Below are 15,382 nucleotides of genomic sequence, written 5' to 3'. Positions count from 1 at the left end.
AGGACTGGAGGGCAAATGAAGGGCGAGCCTTTGAACGAGTTGCCGGGGTGGCCTGCTGCCCTCAACAAGAAGCTTGCCGCAGCGTATTGCGGCCTGAGCCCAGAGACTTTCGACAAGGTCTGTCCTGTTCGGCCTATATCTTTCACCGGCTCGTCACGGGGAGAGCGATATCTGCGCCAACGCCTTGACGAATGGTTGGCCGCGTTGGATCCAAACAAACAGGATGCGGTTCCCAAGCGTAGGTTTGGGGATCGATTGTACGCGGATAAGGTTCGGCCGGAAGACTTCGAGACGCTTGAACAATGGCAGGAGTGGCGTGAACAGGAGCGCGCGTCGGAACCGCAGGCGGTGAAGGCCGCAAAGCGGGGTAGAAAATGACACGCGCATCACTCCGACAAGCAGACATTGAGCGACTGATCCGAGCTGCCGAAAAGACAGGTTCATTGGTACAGGTCGATCTCAAGACTTACGTCGCTACTATCTTCCCAGGTGCAGGTCCGCCGCCAAAGCTCGGCCTTTCGCCTAGTATTGTCTCAGACGACGTAGACGACCGGGAAGATAATAGCACATCGAAATGGCGGCTATGGGACCCAGTTACCGACCCCCCGCAACCAATCCAGAAGGCCTTCGATCATAGAGAATACGCCGCAATGAAACGGCTTGTGGAGCTTGGCGTCGGTAGAAAGCTTCATCCGTCCGAGGTTCGCGGCTTTGGGCCGCACACCCAAAAGAAACTTGCAGATCGCGGATATCTCGAAATCATTCATGGCCTCAGCGGTCAGGATGACGAGGTGAGCATTACCAAGAAGGGCATGGCGGACTGGAAGGCTCAAGAGGCTCACGACGAGAAGTACTGGAAAGGATTATAGGCAGACTGTCGCGATCGAGTTCTTTGGAAATTTTAACCGACGCCCCTCACTGCTAGACTAAGCGAATGCCCTACCAACCCCTCTACCATTGGCGCCGAACCCAGATCGACGAGAACGATCCGCCGGACGACAATGACTGGTCCGGATATGACGGCGAAAACTGCATCGGCCGCATTCAGAAGCAGTTGCACGGGACGATGAAGGGGAAATGGATGTGGAACCTGCTCGCCACCCACGTTCGGCTACGGGTCATGCCGCAATCGGGCTTCAACGACGAAGGCCGGGAGGCTATGCGCCGGGTGGAAGAACGGTATCATGTTCTGATGTCGGCCAATGGGGCCGAGGGTTCTAAGCAGCCCTAGGCGAGCTCGTGGATTGCCGCTTCATCTGTGGCATTCATCTGACCAATCGCCGGGGCCTCTCGCAGCGCCGCGAGCGGAGCGCGAGAAAGGTGGGCTCGATGTCTTGATCGGGATCGCCAAAGCGCGCCGCGAGAGGCAAGTACCAAGGCTTAGGAGCTACACCCAAGTTGACGGCTTTTGGAGCATATTCCCGTCCGGGAGCGTAAGTGGATTTGCGAATTGGGATTGCGAGAGATGACCGGGACGAATGTGCCTCACGAATGAGGCTACACTTGTTAAGCTTTGGGATGGGTTATTTACTGGAATGAGCAAGCCGACCTGCTTGCCGGCCTCTTCAATAGCGATACGGATGGGTTCCACCAGGTCCGTGTCATTCGTTATCACAACACCGACGTCGAATGCATCAGTAAACGCGTCACGCACTAGGTGGACACCGAGATTAACATCGCTTCCCTTCTCTTCGCTCTTAATCACTCTCACTAAAGTGGGAGCTGGGTTCGTCCACACGTAACCAGGTGGTTTCGCTGAAGGCGGCGTTGCAAGCTGCATCCAAGGACGGGACAGCATAAACGAACCCTCATGGATTTTAACCTCGGGGACGGTGTCCAGCGCCTTCAGGTATGTAGCCTGCCGAGCTGGGGCGAGAGGGTCATGGGCTCGCGCGGAGACTCGGGCGATGTAATAATTGACTTGAGTTATGTTATTGACTGATGAGAGGACATTCTGGGCGAGCCGAAGTGGGTTTAGCCACTTTGATTCCGGTCGTGCCTTGAGCATGCGATAGTACAAATTAAAGCCGTCAATGTAGACGATTGTCCGCATGGTCATCCCCCAAAAAAAGCAAAGGCCGCTGAGAGGCGAACCCCTTGCGGCCTTTGAGCCCACAGCAAGCTGCGGGTGGGTGATGAAACAGAGATAGGAAAGGACCTGATTCACGTCAACGATGAAATCGATTGACTTTTCCCGTCAACAATGGTACTCGCTGCGCAAGTATCGTGTAGATACGGTGCAGCGCAAATCTTTCAGATTTAAATTTTGAAAATTTGCTGCGCTTCTCGTGTGCTGCAATCGCTACCTCGCCCTTGGGCAAATATCTGCTTTTCCATTCATCTAGAACTCAAGGTTTGACGCCGAGTTTGTCATTGACGAAAGCGCAACTGCAACACCGGAGATTTCACCAAATCCTACCCACCGGCAGTCTACGACCTGTCCGCGCGGAGACATTAGCGCAGAACCAACATGCAGCCTTCCGAGTTATGTTACCGATGTCACTTTCCCCGACATCAAACTCCCACAGCACCTTGCCCCGCCTCTGAGCGGGGTTTTCTTTCCCTAAGATATCAGACCAAAGTCCAACGCATGCGACCGCGCGGGCTAGAACGACGCACCCTTGCAGAAGCTTTCTTTGAAGTATTTCATAGCTGCTACTGTCCGCGTCGCTTGAGGGTTGACCATCAGCCTGCTCTCAAACGGGTTGATAGGAACGCACTTTCCATTGGAATCTGCCACGAGGCAGACCGCCACGTTGGGAATAGTGATCCTGGCCGGGTTGTGTCCGTCGATTTTGTCGAGCGGGATCGAAGGTTGAGCATCGCCCGCTTTCTCAAAATTGAAGCGGGAGATAACTGGAGGCTTATCGCCGCGCTGGTCTTTCATCTCATACTCACAATCACTGATCGCAGTCACTGTCAGAAGATTCGTAGCCTCGGCTTTGTTGGGGCCAACGTATTTTGTGAGGAAACTGCCGTCGCCGTCCTTCACCCAAAGAGACTTGGTGAAATCGCTCTTCGATCCATTTTCAATGCCAAGAAGTATATAAGTTACCGTGTCCTCCCGCGACTGAGCATACGCGGAAGACCAAACGAAGAGACTAGCAAGCAGAACCAAGATCAGGCGCATCTTTTTGACCTATTTGTTTAATTCTCAACATGTATAAACATCTAGGCCAAATGGGTGCAAGCAAAAGCGCCTCGCTTTTTTGGGTGCGCTGGATCAAAATCCACGCGCGGAGCGTTGAAGATACGAGCCATAGCTGTCAGCCGCCCTCTCCTTCATGTCTGAAAGCTCGCGCTCTTACCCCTGTGCCGCTTCGGAAAAATACATTCAAAAATTGCAATCTTAATATCTTTTGATCTAGTCTCCCCTCGAACGTGGGAGAACACCTTTGCCTGATCAATTTGATGAAAGCCGCCACTTGATGAAAACACTGATCTTTACATTGGGCGTCATCACCGAAAGCAGTGAGAGAGAGAAGCAGCAAATAGCCGACGCCTACTCGGAGGCTCGATCACTGGCCGCGTCAATTCCATGGGCTGACGGATCTGCCAGACCAAGGATCGTTGCTTGTCTAAAGCACTTCAACGAATGCAAGGAAGCCCAAAGCGTCGAAGCTGCCGCATGGATGTTGACTGCTGTACAGGAGCGTGCGGCCGAACGGGATCTGCCGGATTGGGAGACGCTTAAAATAGTTGCCGACAAGGCTGCCGGCATGCTGCCCCGGCCTCGTAGAATGCATTGATCGCCCAGGAGCTATGGCTGTGCGCCCGCCCTTGTCTTCATGTCGGACAGTTCTCGCTCAAGCCGCTGCTGATTGGTCTTCAGATCCATGATGACGTCACGGGCGCCGTACACACTGCCCTGCGATTCCTTCATGTCGCTGAGCTGCCGCTGCTGGTCGAGGAAGCGTTGATCGTAGGCCGCGAACACGCGATCGAGTTCTGCGCGTGGCACCTGGGCGTCTCGAAGGTCTTTTACGGCGCTGTCAGTTCGCTGCCTGTCTTCCACACCGCGCTGCGTCCGCCATTGCATCTCATCCTTGCTGACCATCTTATCGACCAGTGTTGCAATAGCCGTCGAGGTGCTGGCCGTTTGAACCTTCGCGTCTTCCCGGATCTGCGCGATGTTATCTTTGATCGGCTGCAGCGCAAGGAAGCCAAGTCCAGCCAGGATCGTGATCGTCACCGAGCTGAAGCCGATGATGATAGGCCACTGGGTCTTGGAGCCGCCTCGGACCTCGTTGGAGAGCGTGTTGATCGCGGCGTTCAGTTGCTGGAACCCCGTGTTCATATTCGAACGCAGGTCTGACAGATCCTTGCCCTGGTTCTCGACTCGCTCAGACAGACGAGCCCAAGAGGCCATCGGATCGAAGCTATTCCCGTTGCTGCTCATTTCCAAGCTCCCTGCCATTCCCCTGCCCTTGCCTTTCGAATGCGATGCCGTGCTCATTTGTCTGCCATAAGAAAAGCCGCCCTAGATGAGCGGCTTTGAGTGTTTGGTTGCCCGCAGTCGATGTCACGGCGCTTTGCACAGCTGGTTCCGGCCATTCAGTGGTTGGTGTGGCTGCCACCGCTACCATGCTCGAACTTGGCTAGGAGATGGATTGCCTCCAGAACTAGATGCTCAGCATTCTCCGTTTCGTCCCGCGCGATAGTCTCGGCGTTTATTTGAAGGCGATTGCCGAGTTCAGACATGTCCTCCCAAATGGGATCGTCTTCATGTTTCGCGATCGATGCGGACATCAAGAGGCTTTCACCTAAGGTCTCAAGAAGCTCGATGCGTTCCTCGGTAGTCATCTCGTCGAGTTTTTTAAGATCCGCCACGATAGATCCTTGGAAGCATAGTGCCGGGGAGTTTTGAAATACCTCCCGTCTGTAATTAGGCGGTCTAGACCGATATCAAGCCGGTACCTTCTCAGTGCATGGAATGGGGTTGGCCGGAAACACTGTCGGCGCTAGAATTCTTGCACGCTCTGCATGGGCTTCGTGCGCTGCCCAATGAGGCAGCGCGCTATCTTGTCGCCGAGTTTTTCCCCGCCTTCAAGGAATAAATGACCCACTCGATTGTAAGGGGCAGTTACTTGTCCGCTGCTCGCCCCTTTGTTGCCGTCAATGTTGCAGCTAGCTTTCGGAACGGCCTCATCGTGCTTGGTCGTTACGCGAGGAAAATACAGCTTACGATTGAACGTGGTCCGCGATGGCGCGATACCAAAAATGGTGCTGAAGTTTCGCACACCTGTCGGTAGTGCCGCATTTCATCTTTGATGGTTTCCATCTACATCGGCACCGCTGATTTAATGAGGGCAATGTCAAGTGAGCTATCCGAAGATTGTTGGTGTCGACGTGGCAAAGGATGTTTTTCAGGTCCATGGAGTAGACGCCCTCGGCGCTACGCTTTTCAATCGAAGGATAAAACGGGCCGAGGTTCTTGGGTTCTTCAGCGACCTCTCACCTTGCCTCGTGGCAATGGAGGCCTGCGGGACATCGTTCTACTGGGCTAGGCAAATCGCTGCCCGTGGCCATGACGTGAAGCTCATTCCCGCGCAACTGGTTACGGCCTTCGTGCCGCGCGGAAAGACCGATGCTAACGATGCAGTTGCGGTAACCGAAACTCTCAAGCGGACAAATATTCGCTTCGTTCCCATCAAAACGTCTGAACAACAGGGTTTGGCGGTTTTGCATCGTGTGAGAAATCTATTGGTGCGGCAGAGGACTAGGATCGTCAACGCGGCGCGCAGTCACTTGGCGGAGTTCGGCTTGGCCACCAAGCTCGGTCGTCAAGATGTTGAGATGATGATCGAGTTAGTCCGAGACAAGCCCGACATTGAGCTGCCAGCAATTGCTCGCGTTGCGCTCGACGAACTCGGCGAGGAAATCGCGACGATCAACGCTCGTCTCGGGCGAATTGATAAATTGCTGAATAAAGCGGTAAAAGCAGATTCCGAGCTGCAGCGTCTCATGACCATACCTGGAGTTGGTGTTCAAACCGCTCTTGCCATTAAAGCGTTCGTATCCGACCCCAACGCGTTCAGGTCCGGTCGGCAGTTTGCAGCATGGCTTGGCCTTACTCCCAAAGCGTATTCAAGTGGGGGTACGACACAAAGTCGAGGCATCTCCAAAATGGGGAATTCCAATCTTCGAGCGTTGCTTTTCACGGGTGCCACCGCAGCAATTGCAGCGGCTCGGGTCACTGGAAGAATGGATGACTGGTTGCGGCGTTTGATTGAACGAAAGCCGAAGAAGGTAGCAACTATTGCGTTTTGCAACAAAATGGCACGGATGATCTGGGCCCTTCTAACTAAGGGCGGTGTTTACCAAGGGGCGTCCTCACTCAGACCCGATTCGTCCTAAAACCATGGACGCAAGCCCGAAAGAATCGTTTATTGCAACGCATAGTAAGTAGATTAGGCCGTATTGAAGCTTGCGATAGTGAACGCGTTCGATTGTTTAAGCCAGCTGCTTTCCGAGTTAAAAATGGGCCAATCGCACAGCGATAAAGGCCGAAGTGTAGTATGGGCGTTGTAGAAAATACTATCGGGCATAGCGTTCTAGGGGCGGCCGGCCTAACCGGCCGTCCAACCCTCTCAGGCAGCGTTCGTCCAAAACGAACCGGTAGCCAGCACCCGTTCAATTGGCTAATGCTTTAGGCCGCAAAATGAAAGCAGGGAAAATGGTGGATGTCTCCGACTATGTAGCTGATCACGGTCTGGTACCGGTCGACGATCCGAAGTCAGGCAGACTGACCTTTCGGCGCAAGAGTTTCAACGCCGTGGCCGGGCAAGAACAGATGGACCAAGCAATCTCCAAGGCTGCTCGGCGCCAACGCACTGCAGCAAATCTGTCCCGCGCGGAGCTTGCTGTGCTGTTGGGTTCGTTGGAGCAGGTCTACGGCAGATACGAGCGTGCGCTGACGAAGTTTCATGCCACCCAAATCCTGCACATGTGCGAATTGTTTAGGGTTTTTCCAGATGACTTCCTGTTCGATGCAGCTCCGCATTTGTGGGGAGCAACGCCTGAAGAGGCAAACGAACGACGGCGCGTGATCCAACTGATCCAGAGGCTGCCGGCAGAGCAAATGAAACTTGTAGCTCGTATTTTGGATTCGATCCTTGCTTTTGAAAGTGCGTCCTGATCATAGGTGATCGGAAGGCCGCCCTTGGCGACCTCGATAATCGGAGTGCCGAATCCATTGGATGCTTCGGTCACTGGGAGGCCGCCACTGGTGACAACCGTCACCGGTAGGCGATAGCCATTGGTCGATTTAACGACAGGTGCTGCCATTAGCGGGGGTCTCCATTGGAAGTGGCGTCGACAGCCTCGACACAAGCCTTCCGGCTTATTTCCGTGAGGTTCCTCGCCGTACGATCGGCCGACCACATGTTCAGCACATCGTATTGCGGAAGATCTTTGTCGGGCTTCCTAGTGAGCGGGTAGATCTTGCGAGCAACCGGCGGCAGTGTCGTCTTCTGGTAGACGTTCCTCACCGTCGGCGTCGGCTCACTCGGGGAGCATCCGGACACGATCACGGGACAGGCCGATAGCATCAGCACCAGGCAAAGCCGCATTGCGCTTCCTCAGTTCTTCGAGTTCTTGGGATGCCGCGTTGATACGGCTGTTGGCGTCGGCCTCGATCGCGAGCGCGGCTTTCGCCTGGTCGGCGACCTTCCGGTTTGCCTCGGCGTTCGCATTCGCGATTTCCGCCTTCCATTTGGCGTCAGCAGCGTCTGTAGCGCGATCGGCGGCATCATTGGCCATGGACCGCACCTCGCGCACCATCAGCCATCCTGAGCCGATCACGAGCAGCGCGAGAACGAGAATGGCAATGGCGGTGCCGGCGGCTTTGGAAATACCGAACATCAGCCTCTTTCGTCCCTATCAGGATCGTCTGGATTGACGGGTTCGCCATCGACGGCCACGGGAGGGTTCGCGTATGGCAAGCCGGTCCTGGTGGCGAAGATGGCGGTGATGTCCTGGGCGGTAGCAAAGCCGGTGAAAATGAAGATTGAACCGATGATGTTCAAAGTCATTCCCCAGGAGATCGTTTCGTTAACGCGGGTGTCTGCCGAATCCTTCAGCAGGTAGAGCATCCAGTAGGCCACCACGACGTTCGGAAAGATCAGAGCCTTGCGCCAAGACCAGCCGGGTTCACCGCTGGGCTTGGCTTCTTTCACGCGCCTTGGCTTGATCGCTCCGTTCACAGCAGAGCCTTCACCTGGGCGCGCATCTTGTCGCCACAGGCCCTGGCACCAACGGTCGTTGGCTTGCCTTCGAACGGCAGGCGAGACACATCCCACTTCCCAGCCTGTTGAATGCCGAGATTGGTCTGCACTTCAGCGTGCGAGAGAACCGTCTTGTCCGTCACCGGGATCTTGTAGAAGCTCGCGAGATGCGCGATCACTTCCATCGCCCGGTTCCACTGCGTTTCCGTCATCGGAAATTTGCCCGCGTTGAACGGGCTTTCGACCGCCCCCGCCATGCAGGCCATTGAGACGCCGATCGATCCGGTGTTGCAGCCGCGAGTATGGGCGGCATAGTCATCGTCGGCCGTTTTGACGTTATCGGCGATGGAGTGGTCACCCTTCACCACGGTGCCCGCGTTCTCGACGATGAAGTGATAGTGCTCCTTGTCGAGATTGGAAGCTTTCCAGCCACCAGCGGACCAATGCAGGATGATACGAGTCATCTTCACCGGCTGGAGCCAATCCAGCGGAAGCTTGTAAGTCATAGCGATGTCCTTGAGGGTTTATCGGCGCTTTAGGCCGACGTTGAACTGGTAGTGGCAGTTGACGCCGTCGTAGGCGACGTTCAGCCAGCCGAGCCAGATTTTGAGATACCAGCCGGCGAAGAGCGGCTGTTCACGCTTCCACATGAAGAAGCGGTGATGATTATTCGCCATCAGCCAGTAGCGCGGGTTGTCGGCGTCGGCTGGGGCTTTCAGATAGACGAGGCCATCGGCCGACATCCCGAGAAGGCGAGACTGCCAGCCGTGGGCCGGGTTGCGGCAGATCCAGCACGTTCGCTGCCACCAGAGACGCCAGCCGGTCACCCCGACCTTGTATCCTTGCCGCTGGCCGCCATCGAGCGTGTTGTCGAGCGTCGAAAACCATTGCAGGACGCCAGGCAGGACAGGCTTGCCGATCAGCATGGAAAGACCCGCCAGAATTGGCGACAGGACGAACGCAAGCAGGACCAGCCCGAGGTTGACGGGCCAGTAGAGGATGTATCGGAGGATCATGTCAGGTCTCCGGAGCGAGAAGCTCGGCAGCTCGGGCCGCAGAGCCGAGCGTGGTGGCGATCATGTCATGCAGGGTTCCCCACAGCGGATCGCCTGAACTGAGATAGCTGGCAGCGTCATAGATCGCTTTCTGCCGAGCATTGGCCTGCTGCATTGCGCCGGTGATGAGCTCTGCCTCATCGTCGGTCATCCTGAGCCAAGGCGTCGTCTTGGAGATCTGGTAGGGCGGCGCGGGCGGCGGGACGTACGGCCCAATCGAGTTTCCCGCCGCTTCCCAGTCTGTCAGCATCTGCCGATCTCGATTAGCTTCGTCGTCGGGAACGTAGCACTGCGTGCCATCGTCACGGGTAAGCAGGATCATGCCGTCTTCGGTGAATTGTGCCTGCATGGTCAGAGCTCGCAATCTGCTAGATAGGTGAATGTGAATGAGGATGGGGTGCCGGTGGTGTTTGCCGTTTTGGTGGCTCGGAACGAGCGAAGCCCATCAACAACAGAGAACGTTGGCGCCCCTGCAGGGAAGCCGCTGGCACCCTGGTCCGCGCCGGAAAGCGTCGGAGTTGTTCGCTTGATGGTTCGGTAATTCACAAAAACACTGTAGCTACCCGCCGAAGCGGTGTTGCCGTACCAGCCAAAAGCGCCATCCTCGCAATAGCGCTCGCACAGTCCTCGTTCTTGCTGCGGGCTGCGCATCTCGTAGGGCCACGTCTCTGCCGAAGCATCGCCGACCACCAAACCCCACGTCATATCGAGCGTCACGTTCTGTGCCGCCGTTCCTTCGGTCCACATCATCACGATGATGTTGTTGCTGGCCGCAATGTTACCGACAAGAGACCAATCCGTGATTGTGTTCGCCGCCGGGGTGATCGAGCCGACCGCAACGACCCCGAGGTTCGAACCGAGAAAGAAACTGCCGGCCGTGAAGCTGCCGCTTCCCCAGTTTGAGACGACGTCCGAAACGGGCACATCTGAGGTGCCGAACCATTCCAAAACAGCGAACCGGATAGGCTGTGAAGAGGAGCAGCGCAGCTTTCCGCCCAACGTCACCTGCTTGCCGCGCAGCCTCTGAGCTACGGATGCTTCGATGATCTGAGCATTGCCCATACGCTGAGCGGCGGCCTGAGATTGGGTAAGCCGCATCATGTATGGCAGTCCGTTCGACACGCCCTGCAGGATCGTAGGCGTGATCGCAGCTGTTTGCGTGAGGATATAGTTCCGATCGCACCAGTAGGTGTCGTCGGCGACCGTGGTGTATGACCGGATATTGATCTCGCCGGCGCCGTTGATCAGCTTGTCCCTGAAGCCGCCGAGAAAGTCACTGCTCGCGACAAACTCTGTATGGAGCTTGAAGCCCGTCCCGTCACAGACCAGCAGTCCCAGCGATCCCTTTTTGACAACCGCCGTCGCCGAGCCGTTCACCAACTCGGTGCCGTCGGGATCAATGGTGACGTCACCGCCTGCGGCCTTGATCAAAATGTACCAGTTCGCAAGGAGCGTCGCAGCAGGGTCAAGCGTCAGCGTTGGTGCGGCGCCTGTAAACCACAGAAGCGCCGCGCTGTCGGTCACAAGGCCTTTATAGTTTGCCGCCTTTACCACGTAGCGGAGTGCGACCTGGTCCAACTGCCCTTTCGTCGCGGCATCGCTTGCTGCAGTGGCGTCTGCCAGCGCAATGATCTTCTTGTTGCCCATGTTGAGATTGCCGGTCATCGGCGCCCGGCCGTCCCGCACCAACAAGCTGCTGAGCGCTGCCTGGATATCCTCCAGCGGCGGATTGTGCTGGATCGGAAGGACGGTATCGCCGTTCTCGACGAAGTAGGTGTCCACCAGGGTAAAGTTGCCGTTTGAATCGTAGGGCACTCAGGTCTCCAATCGAAAAAGGCCCCGCGATTGCGAGGCTTCGAAGACTGCTGTATTGGTTGCGATATGCAGATCGATCACGACCCGCGAGAGATTTCACACAAGGCGCTGAAAATCGTCGGCGTCCTGACGGTCGTGATCACGATTGCGCTGATCATTCCGATCAACATGGCCATCCGCTGGGGCGTGACCCAGTTGCCAGACCTATTCATCGGTCTCTTTGGCGGCATCGTGCTTGCTGGACCTGTATGCTTCTTCATCGGGCGCTGGGACACCTTGCGAGGTCAGCGCACTCCGAGGGACGGATAGGCTGCCCTGCCGCCGCTTTGCAGAAGAGCGTTGATCACCGCTAGACGCTGTTGGTCGATCACGTTTTCCTTGCCGCGCTTCATCAGCGCTTCGATGATCTCGTCGCGCGCCTTGCCCTGCGCCACGCTCAGCCGGCCAACTTCACTGGCTACCTTCCCAGCATCCGCGGATGCCTTGGCTTCCGTCATCGACCGAAGCACCTTTCGGGCGACCTTCGTACCGAGACCGGTCAACGTGGTGTCAGCCGGGATCTCCTGAGCGTTCTCGATGTCGTCGAGGAACTTTGCAAAGCGTGATCCCATCGCTGTATCTGAGCCACGGGTTACGCGATTGGCGGTATCTCCGAAGACCGTTTCCCGGTCGATCGCGTTGAGCGCGGTGTCCGCATTGTCCTGCCCAAACAGCAGACCGAGCTTGTCGCGGTTCCAATCGCCCTCACCGCGGACGATGTTGCGCAGCGCTGTCGTGTCGTTGGCTTTGGTGCCGATAGCACGGTGAACCTCTCCCAGCGCACTCTGGCGCATTCGCGTCGATGCGCCCGAAGGCCCGATCAGCATGCCGTGCGGTTCGCCGCCGGCCGTCAGCGCCTGGTCGAGTTCACCCGGGCGCATGGCGCTGGCTTCGTTGTTCAAGATCGGGCGGCCCATCTCCAACGCCTCGCGCTGGCGGGCGAGTTCGTGGAAGTTAGCGTCCACCTCCTTGATGCGCGGCACTGACCGCGTCAGCGCGTCGTCGATCATCTGTCGGGCATCAGTGAGCGCGTTGATCACCTTGGGGTTCTGCTCGGTGGCGAGGACACCATCGATCGCCTGGCGGGTCTGGAAGGCGACGGACGGGTCATTCGTCACGCCGTCGGCACCAAACTCGTTCAACATGCCGCGGACCCGGATCAACTGGCGCTGCGCGTCGCCGCGAAGTGTCGAAATCTGATGATCGAGATCCCCTGTGATCGGCGTGAAGTCGTACGGTGACCGCTGTTCGAAGATCGGCCGATACTGCCGGCCAACCTGATCCTGGCTTTGCACAAGCTGCCGGTCGATCGCGGACGGAACCGGATCTGAGCCAAGACTAGATTCAACGTCGCTCCGCAGACGCGTGTTCGCCATCGCGGCGCGCTCGTTCAACGGCTCGACAATGGCATCGCGTGTCCCAGGTCGAGCCGCCGCACCGCGGGCAACACCCAGCCATGATGGGGATACGTCCGCAAGGGTCGCGTCAGGGCCAAGTCGATCGAGCTCAGTGCGGTACCAGCCGAGCTGCTCGGGCTCCGCCAACTCTTTCGTGACGTAATCCCGGCCCTCTCTCGTCATGGCCGACAGCGCATCGTCGCTTTCACCCACTAGAGCTTTAGCACCGGCTTTGAGTCCAGCATTTACTCCAGCAGCAACAGGCATCAATGCGCCGGCTGTGGCGCCGCCCGTAATACCCTCAACGAGAGCTTGCCGCGAGCGATTCAGCGCGCCGCCTTCACCAGCGCCGAAACCTTGGACCAGTCCCGTGCCTGCGCCCGCTCCGACAGTGGCAGCTATGCGCCCGGGTAGCGAAATCCCGCCGTTGCCAAGCGCGATTTCACCGACGGCGGGCGCCGCCTTGATGAGGCCGAGGCCGGAGCCGACACCGCCAGCAATCTTCAGGCCAGTGGACACGACGGGATGCCGTTCATCAAATGCCGCATCCTTGCCGCGTTGGATATCGAGTGCCTGGTTATACCGCTCACCCCAGGTATCGCCCGTCAGCTTCTTGAAGCTGTCAGGCAGGACCGGATCGACCAGCGGCGCCAGTGTGGCGTTGGTGGCCGCATTGAGTTCATCGAGATACGAACCGACACCGAGCGCGCCACGAGCGACCGAGCGCACGGCATTGTCTACAGACATGCCGCCTTCTGACGGCTTCGCCTGCGGCAGCGATTTGGCGATTTCCTCGACAGTCGCATTCTGCTCGTCCGGAGACAGCTTCATGAAGCTATCATCGACGGTGACGCGCTGGCCTCCGATGTTCAGGACGGGCATTACTGCTCAACTCCCCACTTGATGCCGGATGACGTCGTTCCGCCGTTCGGCGTCGGCCCGTCGCTGAACTTGTAGTCAGCAAGCGGATTTTTCAGGTCCTGGATCTGCCGGCGCGCTTCCGATGGCTCGATCTCCCGGTTCGCGACCCGATCGGCGATCTCGCCCATCTGGATTTCGTACTGGGTGATGCCTCGCATCGTCTGGAAGATGAGCTGATTGCCGCCGGGCTGATTGATCACGCGCGGCAGCGAGCTTCGGAACATTTTGATATCGGCGTCAGACATCGGGCCCGAACCGGGCGCACGCTGTGCAGGCACCATTTTCTCGAGGAGCGCGCTCGCTGCCTGGATATCGCTCAGACCTTCCGTCGCGATACCCCACTCACCGGCAGCCTGCTTGAGGACACCCACTCCACCCTGCGGCGCATTCTTCATCAGGCCTTCGAGGCGGTCGATCTGGGCCATCTTGGCGCGGGCCTGCATGCCGGTTTCAGAGAGACTTGCGTATGTTTCCGCGTTCTTCTCGTCGAGCTTCTTGTAAAAGCTGCTGCCCTCGCCGGTGGTGACGTTCGTGCTGCTGGCGCCCGCCCTTTTGACTGCCAGCTGATAGTCGAGCCTCCCCAGCGGCGTGCGGCCAGCGTCACGCTCGTCTTTCGCGTAGGCGTCATACTCCTTGATGTCAGGGGTAAGCGCGTTGTTCGCCTTGTCGGCGTCGAACTTGTCCCGATCGAGCGCGAGCTTGTCGACATCGCTGGTTTTCTCGTAGCCGAACTTCTCCCGATCCATGTCAATGCGGGCCTTTTCGGCCGGCGACATTTGCGGATTGAGAAGCTGGTCGGCTTGGATCGTCTTCAGACGTAGATCGGCCTGATAGCCGGGGTCGGACTGCTTCAATCGCTGCTCAAGAATTGCCTGCTGGCGTGCCTGCTGCTGCTGGATGAGCAACTGCGCAATGCCACGGGTGCGCTGGCTGACGCGCGGGTCGCCGAGCACCTTCAGCACCTCCGGTGGGATTGCCTGTCCATTGGGCGCGACAACGCCGGGCGCTGACTGCGCGACCTGGACGGGCGGAACGGAGGCTACGGGAGGCGGTGCACTGACATCCCGGCTCGGCAAAGGCGGTAGGGCTGCTTCCTGGGGAACAACCTTCGGATCCACATAACCAGAACCGGGAGCGGCCGCATTGATTGCAGCTGCTGCGTCGGGCTGAGGCATGCCAGCCGCCGGATCGAGACTCGCGACTTGAGCGCCCTGCCCCTGAAAAGACGGCAGATAGCCTTTGGCGAGACCCAGGCGACGCGCAGTCTCACCGCCCGGGCGATCATAGCCACGAAATGCCCATGCCCGGTTGATAGCGCTCTGCGCCTCTTCCAAGGATTTCGCGCCGTTGAGGCTTGCGATAAGGTTCGGATCTTCGCCGACAAAGAACTTCGCCTGCCCCGTCGGGCTCAGATCGCCGGTTGCGGCCAACGCTTCGTATCGAGGGCCACGCCAGGACATGATGCCGCCCGCCGTCCCGGGCTGGCCGCTTTCGCTCGGATCGCTCCACGTTCGATTGACGTTGCCAGGAGAAAACTTGCTCTCGGCATTGCCCGTAGCTGCGATTGCGGCGAGCCCATACGGGTTCTTGACGGTCTTGCCCACCTCGCCCATGAAGTCGCTATAGACCTGATTGCCGGTCATGTCGCCCGGATCAACGGCGCTGACTTCTGCCGCTGCTCCGGACATCGGAATTGCGGCGGAACCGCCGGCGGCATTGGCTATGGAGCCGCCACCCAACAGAGAAGCGATCTGACCGAAAGCGTTATCGTCGTAGGCCTTGTTCTCGCCTTCCGCCTTCAGCAGACGCCCGCGGCGGAAAGAGCCGGCGGCCGCATTTGCCACGCGCGCAAGACCCTCCCAGGCGCTGCCCACGGGAGACGTATCCACGCCACGCTGCAAGAGCGCGTCTTCCACCTCGCGCTGCTTGG

Annotated in this window: 18 protein-coding genes; 7 read left to right on the top strand and 11 right to left on the bottom strand. The window is 57.9% G+C overall.

All coding sequences use genetic code 11. The annotated features are described in order from the left end of the window. The first annotated feature begins 15 nt into the window (after positions 1 to 15). The 3 genes from AC1DV9_RS21875 (at position 16) to AC1DV9_RS21865 (ending at position 1,231) form a co-directional block, all read left to right on the top strand. A complete protein-coding gene (locus AC1DV9_RS21875) occupies positions 16 to 378 on the top strand; it encodes a hypothetical protein (protein ID WP_477950020.1) in 363 nt (120 codons plus the stop codon). Further along, a complete protein-coding gene (locus tag AC1DV9_RS21870) occupies positions 375 to 869 on the top strand; it encodes a hypothetical protein (protein WP_477950019.1) in 495 nt (164 codons plus the stop codon). The genes AC1DV9_RS21875 and AC1DV9_RS21870 overlap by 4 nt, the downstream gene beginning before the upstream one ends. Before the next feature lie 65 nt (positions 870 to 934). Then, positions 935 to 1,231, top strand: a complete 297-nt coding sequence (locus tag AC1DV9_RS21865; protein ID WP_477950018.1) for a hypothetical protein — start codon at positions 935 to 937, stop codon at positions 1,229 to 1,231. 1,374 nt (positions 1,232 to 2,605) lie between these two features. Here AC1DV9_RS21865 and AC1DV9_RS21860 read toward each other — a convergent pair. Next, complete coding sequence (locus tag AC1DV9_RS21860; protein WP_477950017.1) at positions 2,606 to 3,130, bottom strand: hypothetical protein; 525 nt, start codon at positions 3,128 to 3,130, stop codon at positions 2,606 to 2,608. 265 nt (positions 3,131 to 3,395) lie between these two features. On the opposite strand from AC1DV9_RS21860, the gene AC1DV9_RS21855 reads away from it, so the two are divergent. After that, positions 3,396 to 3,749, top strand: a complete 354-nt coding sequence (locus AC1DV9_RS21855; RefSeq protein ID WP_477950016.1) for a hypothetical protein — start codon at positions 3,396 to 3,398, stop codon at positions 3,747 to 3,749. An 11-nt stretch (positions 3,750 to 3,760) separates the two neighbouring features. Here the strand turns inward: AC1DV9_RS21855 and AC1DV9_RS21850 are convergent, their stop codons facing one another. Then, positions 3,761 to 4,399 carry a hypothetical protein gene (locus AC1DV9_RS21850; protein ID WP_477950015.1) on the bottom strand — a complete coding sequence of 213 codons (639 nt, stop codon included), beginning with the start codon at positions 4,397 to 4,399 and terminating at the stop codon, positions 3,761 to 3,763. Positions 4,400 to 4,554: 155 nt separating this feature from the next. Further along, complete coding sequence (locus tag AC1DV9_RS21845) at positions 4,555 to 4,830, bottom strand: hypothetical protein (protein WP_477950014.1); 276 nt, start codon at positions 4,828 to 4,830, stop codon at positions 4,555 to 4,557. Positions 4,831 to 5,319: 489 nt separating this feature from the next. Between AC1DV9_RS21845 and AC1DV9_RS21840 the strand changes: the two genes are divergently transcribed. Beyond that, entirely contained in the window at positions 5,320 to 6,357 is a 1,038-nt protein-coding gene (locus tag AC1DV9_RS21840) for an IS110 family RNA-guided transposase (protein ID WP_477950013.1), read from the top strand. Positions 6,358 to 6,661: 304 nt separating this feature from the next. Continuing rightward, on the top strand, positions 6,662 to 7,138 hold the full coding sequence (locus AC1DV9_RS21835; protein WP_477950012.1) for a helix-turn-helix transcriptional regulator: 477 nt from the start codon (positions 6,662 to 6,664) through the stop codon (positions 7,136 to 7,138). A 365-nt stretch (positions 7,139 to 7,503) separates the two neighbouring features. On the opposite strand, the gene AC1DV9_RS21830 is transcribed toward AC1DV9_RS21835, so the two are convergent. The 6 genes from AC1DV9_RS21830 to AC1DV9_RS21805 are packed head-to-tail and all read right to left on the bottom strand — an operon-like array spanning position 7,504 to position 11,095. Next, positions 7,504 to 7,863: a hypothetical protein gene (locus tag AC1DV9_RS21830; RefSeq protein ID WP_477950011.1), complete on the bottom strand. Its 360-nt coding sequence runs from the start codon at positions 7,861 to 7,863 to the stop codon at positions 7,504 to 7,506. After that, positions 7,863 to 8,177, bottom strand: a complete 315-nt coding sequence (locus AC1DV9_RS21825; RefSeq protein WP_477950010.1) for a hypothetical protein — start codon at positions 8,175 to 8,177, stop codon at positions 7,863 to 7,865. Before AC1DV9_RS21825 ends, AC1DV9_RS21830 begins: the two co-directional genes overlap by 1 nt. A 23-nt stretch (positions 8,178 to 8,200) precedes the next feature. Continuing rightward, on the bottom strand, positions 8,201 to 8,731 hold the full coding sequence (locus tag AC1DV9_RS21820) for a peptidoglycan recognition protein family protein (RefSeq protein WP_477950009.1): 531 nt from the start codon (positions 8,729 to 8,731) through the stop codon (positions 8,201 to 8,203). An 18-nt stretch (positions 8,732 to 8,749) separates the two neighbouring features. Then, on the bottom strand, positions 8,750 to 9,241 hold the full coding sequence (locus AC1DV9_RS21815; RefSeq protein WP_477950008.1) for a DUF7338 family protein: 492 nt from the start codon (positions 9,239 to 9,241) through the stop codon (positions 8,750 to 8,752). A gap of 1 nt (position 9,242) precedes the next feature. Next, on the bottom strand, positions 9,243 to 9,629 hold the full coding sequence (locus AC1DV9_RS21810; RefSeq protein WP_477950007.1) for a hypothetical protein: 387 nt from the start codon (positions 9,627 to 9,629) through the stop codon (positions 9,243 to 9,245). Between the two features lie 2 nt (positions 9,630 to 9,631). Further along, entirely contained in the window at positions 9,632 to 11,095 is a 1,464-nt protein-coding gene (locus tag AC1DV9_RS21805) for a hypothetical protein (RefSeq protein ID WP_477950006.1), read from the bottom strand. 66 nt (positions 11,096 to 11,161) lie between these two features. Here AC1DV9_RS21805 and AC1DV9_RS21800 point away from each other — a divergent pair, with 66 nt between their 5' ends. After that, positions 11,162 to 11,404, top strand: coding sequence for a hypothetical protein (locus AC1DV9_RS21800; protein WP_477950005.1), 243 nt, complete (start codon positions 11,162 to 11,164; stop codon positions 11,402 to 11,404). Here AC1DV9_RS21800 and AC1DV9_RS21795 read toward each other — a convergent pair. Both AC1DV9_RS21795 and AC1DV9_RS21790 read right to left on the bottom strand, forming a co-directional pair. Further along, positions 11,380 to 13,413, bottom strand: a complete 2,034-nt coding sequence (locus AC1DV9_RS21795; RefSeq protein ID WP_477950004.1) for a hypothetical protein — start codon at positions 13,411 to 13,413, stop codon at positions 11,380 to 11,382. The genes AC1DV9_RS21800 and AC1DV9_RS21795 overlap by 25 nt on opposite strands. Further along, entirely contained in the window at positions 13,413 to 15,368 is a 1,956-nt protein-coding gene (locus tag AC1DV9_RS21790; protein WP_477950003.1) for a hypothetical protein, read from the bottom strand. Before AC1DV9_RS21790 ends, AC1DV9_RS21795 begins: the two co-directional genes overlap by 1 nt. Positions 15,369 to 15,382 lie beyond the last annotated feature (14 nt).

The sequence above is a fragment of the Rhizobium sp. 01L410 genome (genome assembly GCF_056400165.1).
Note: the sequence above shows the minus strand (reverse complement) of the source record. Positions and strands in the feature narration are given on the sequence as shown.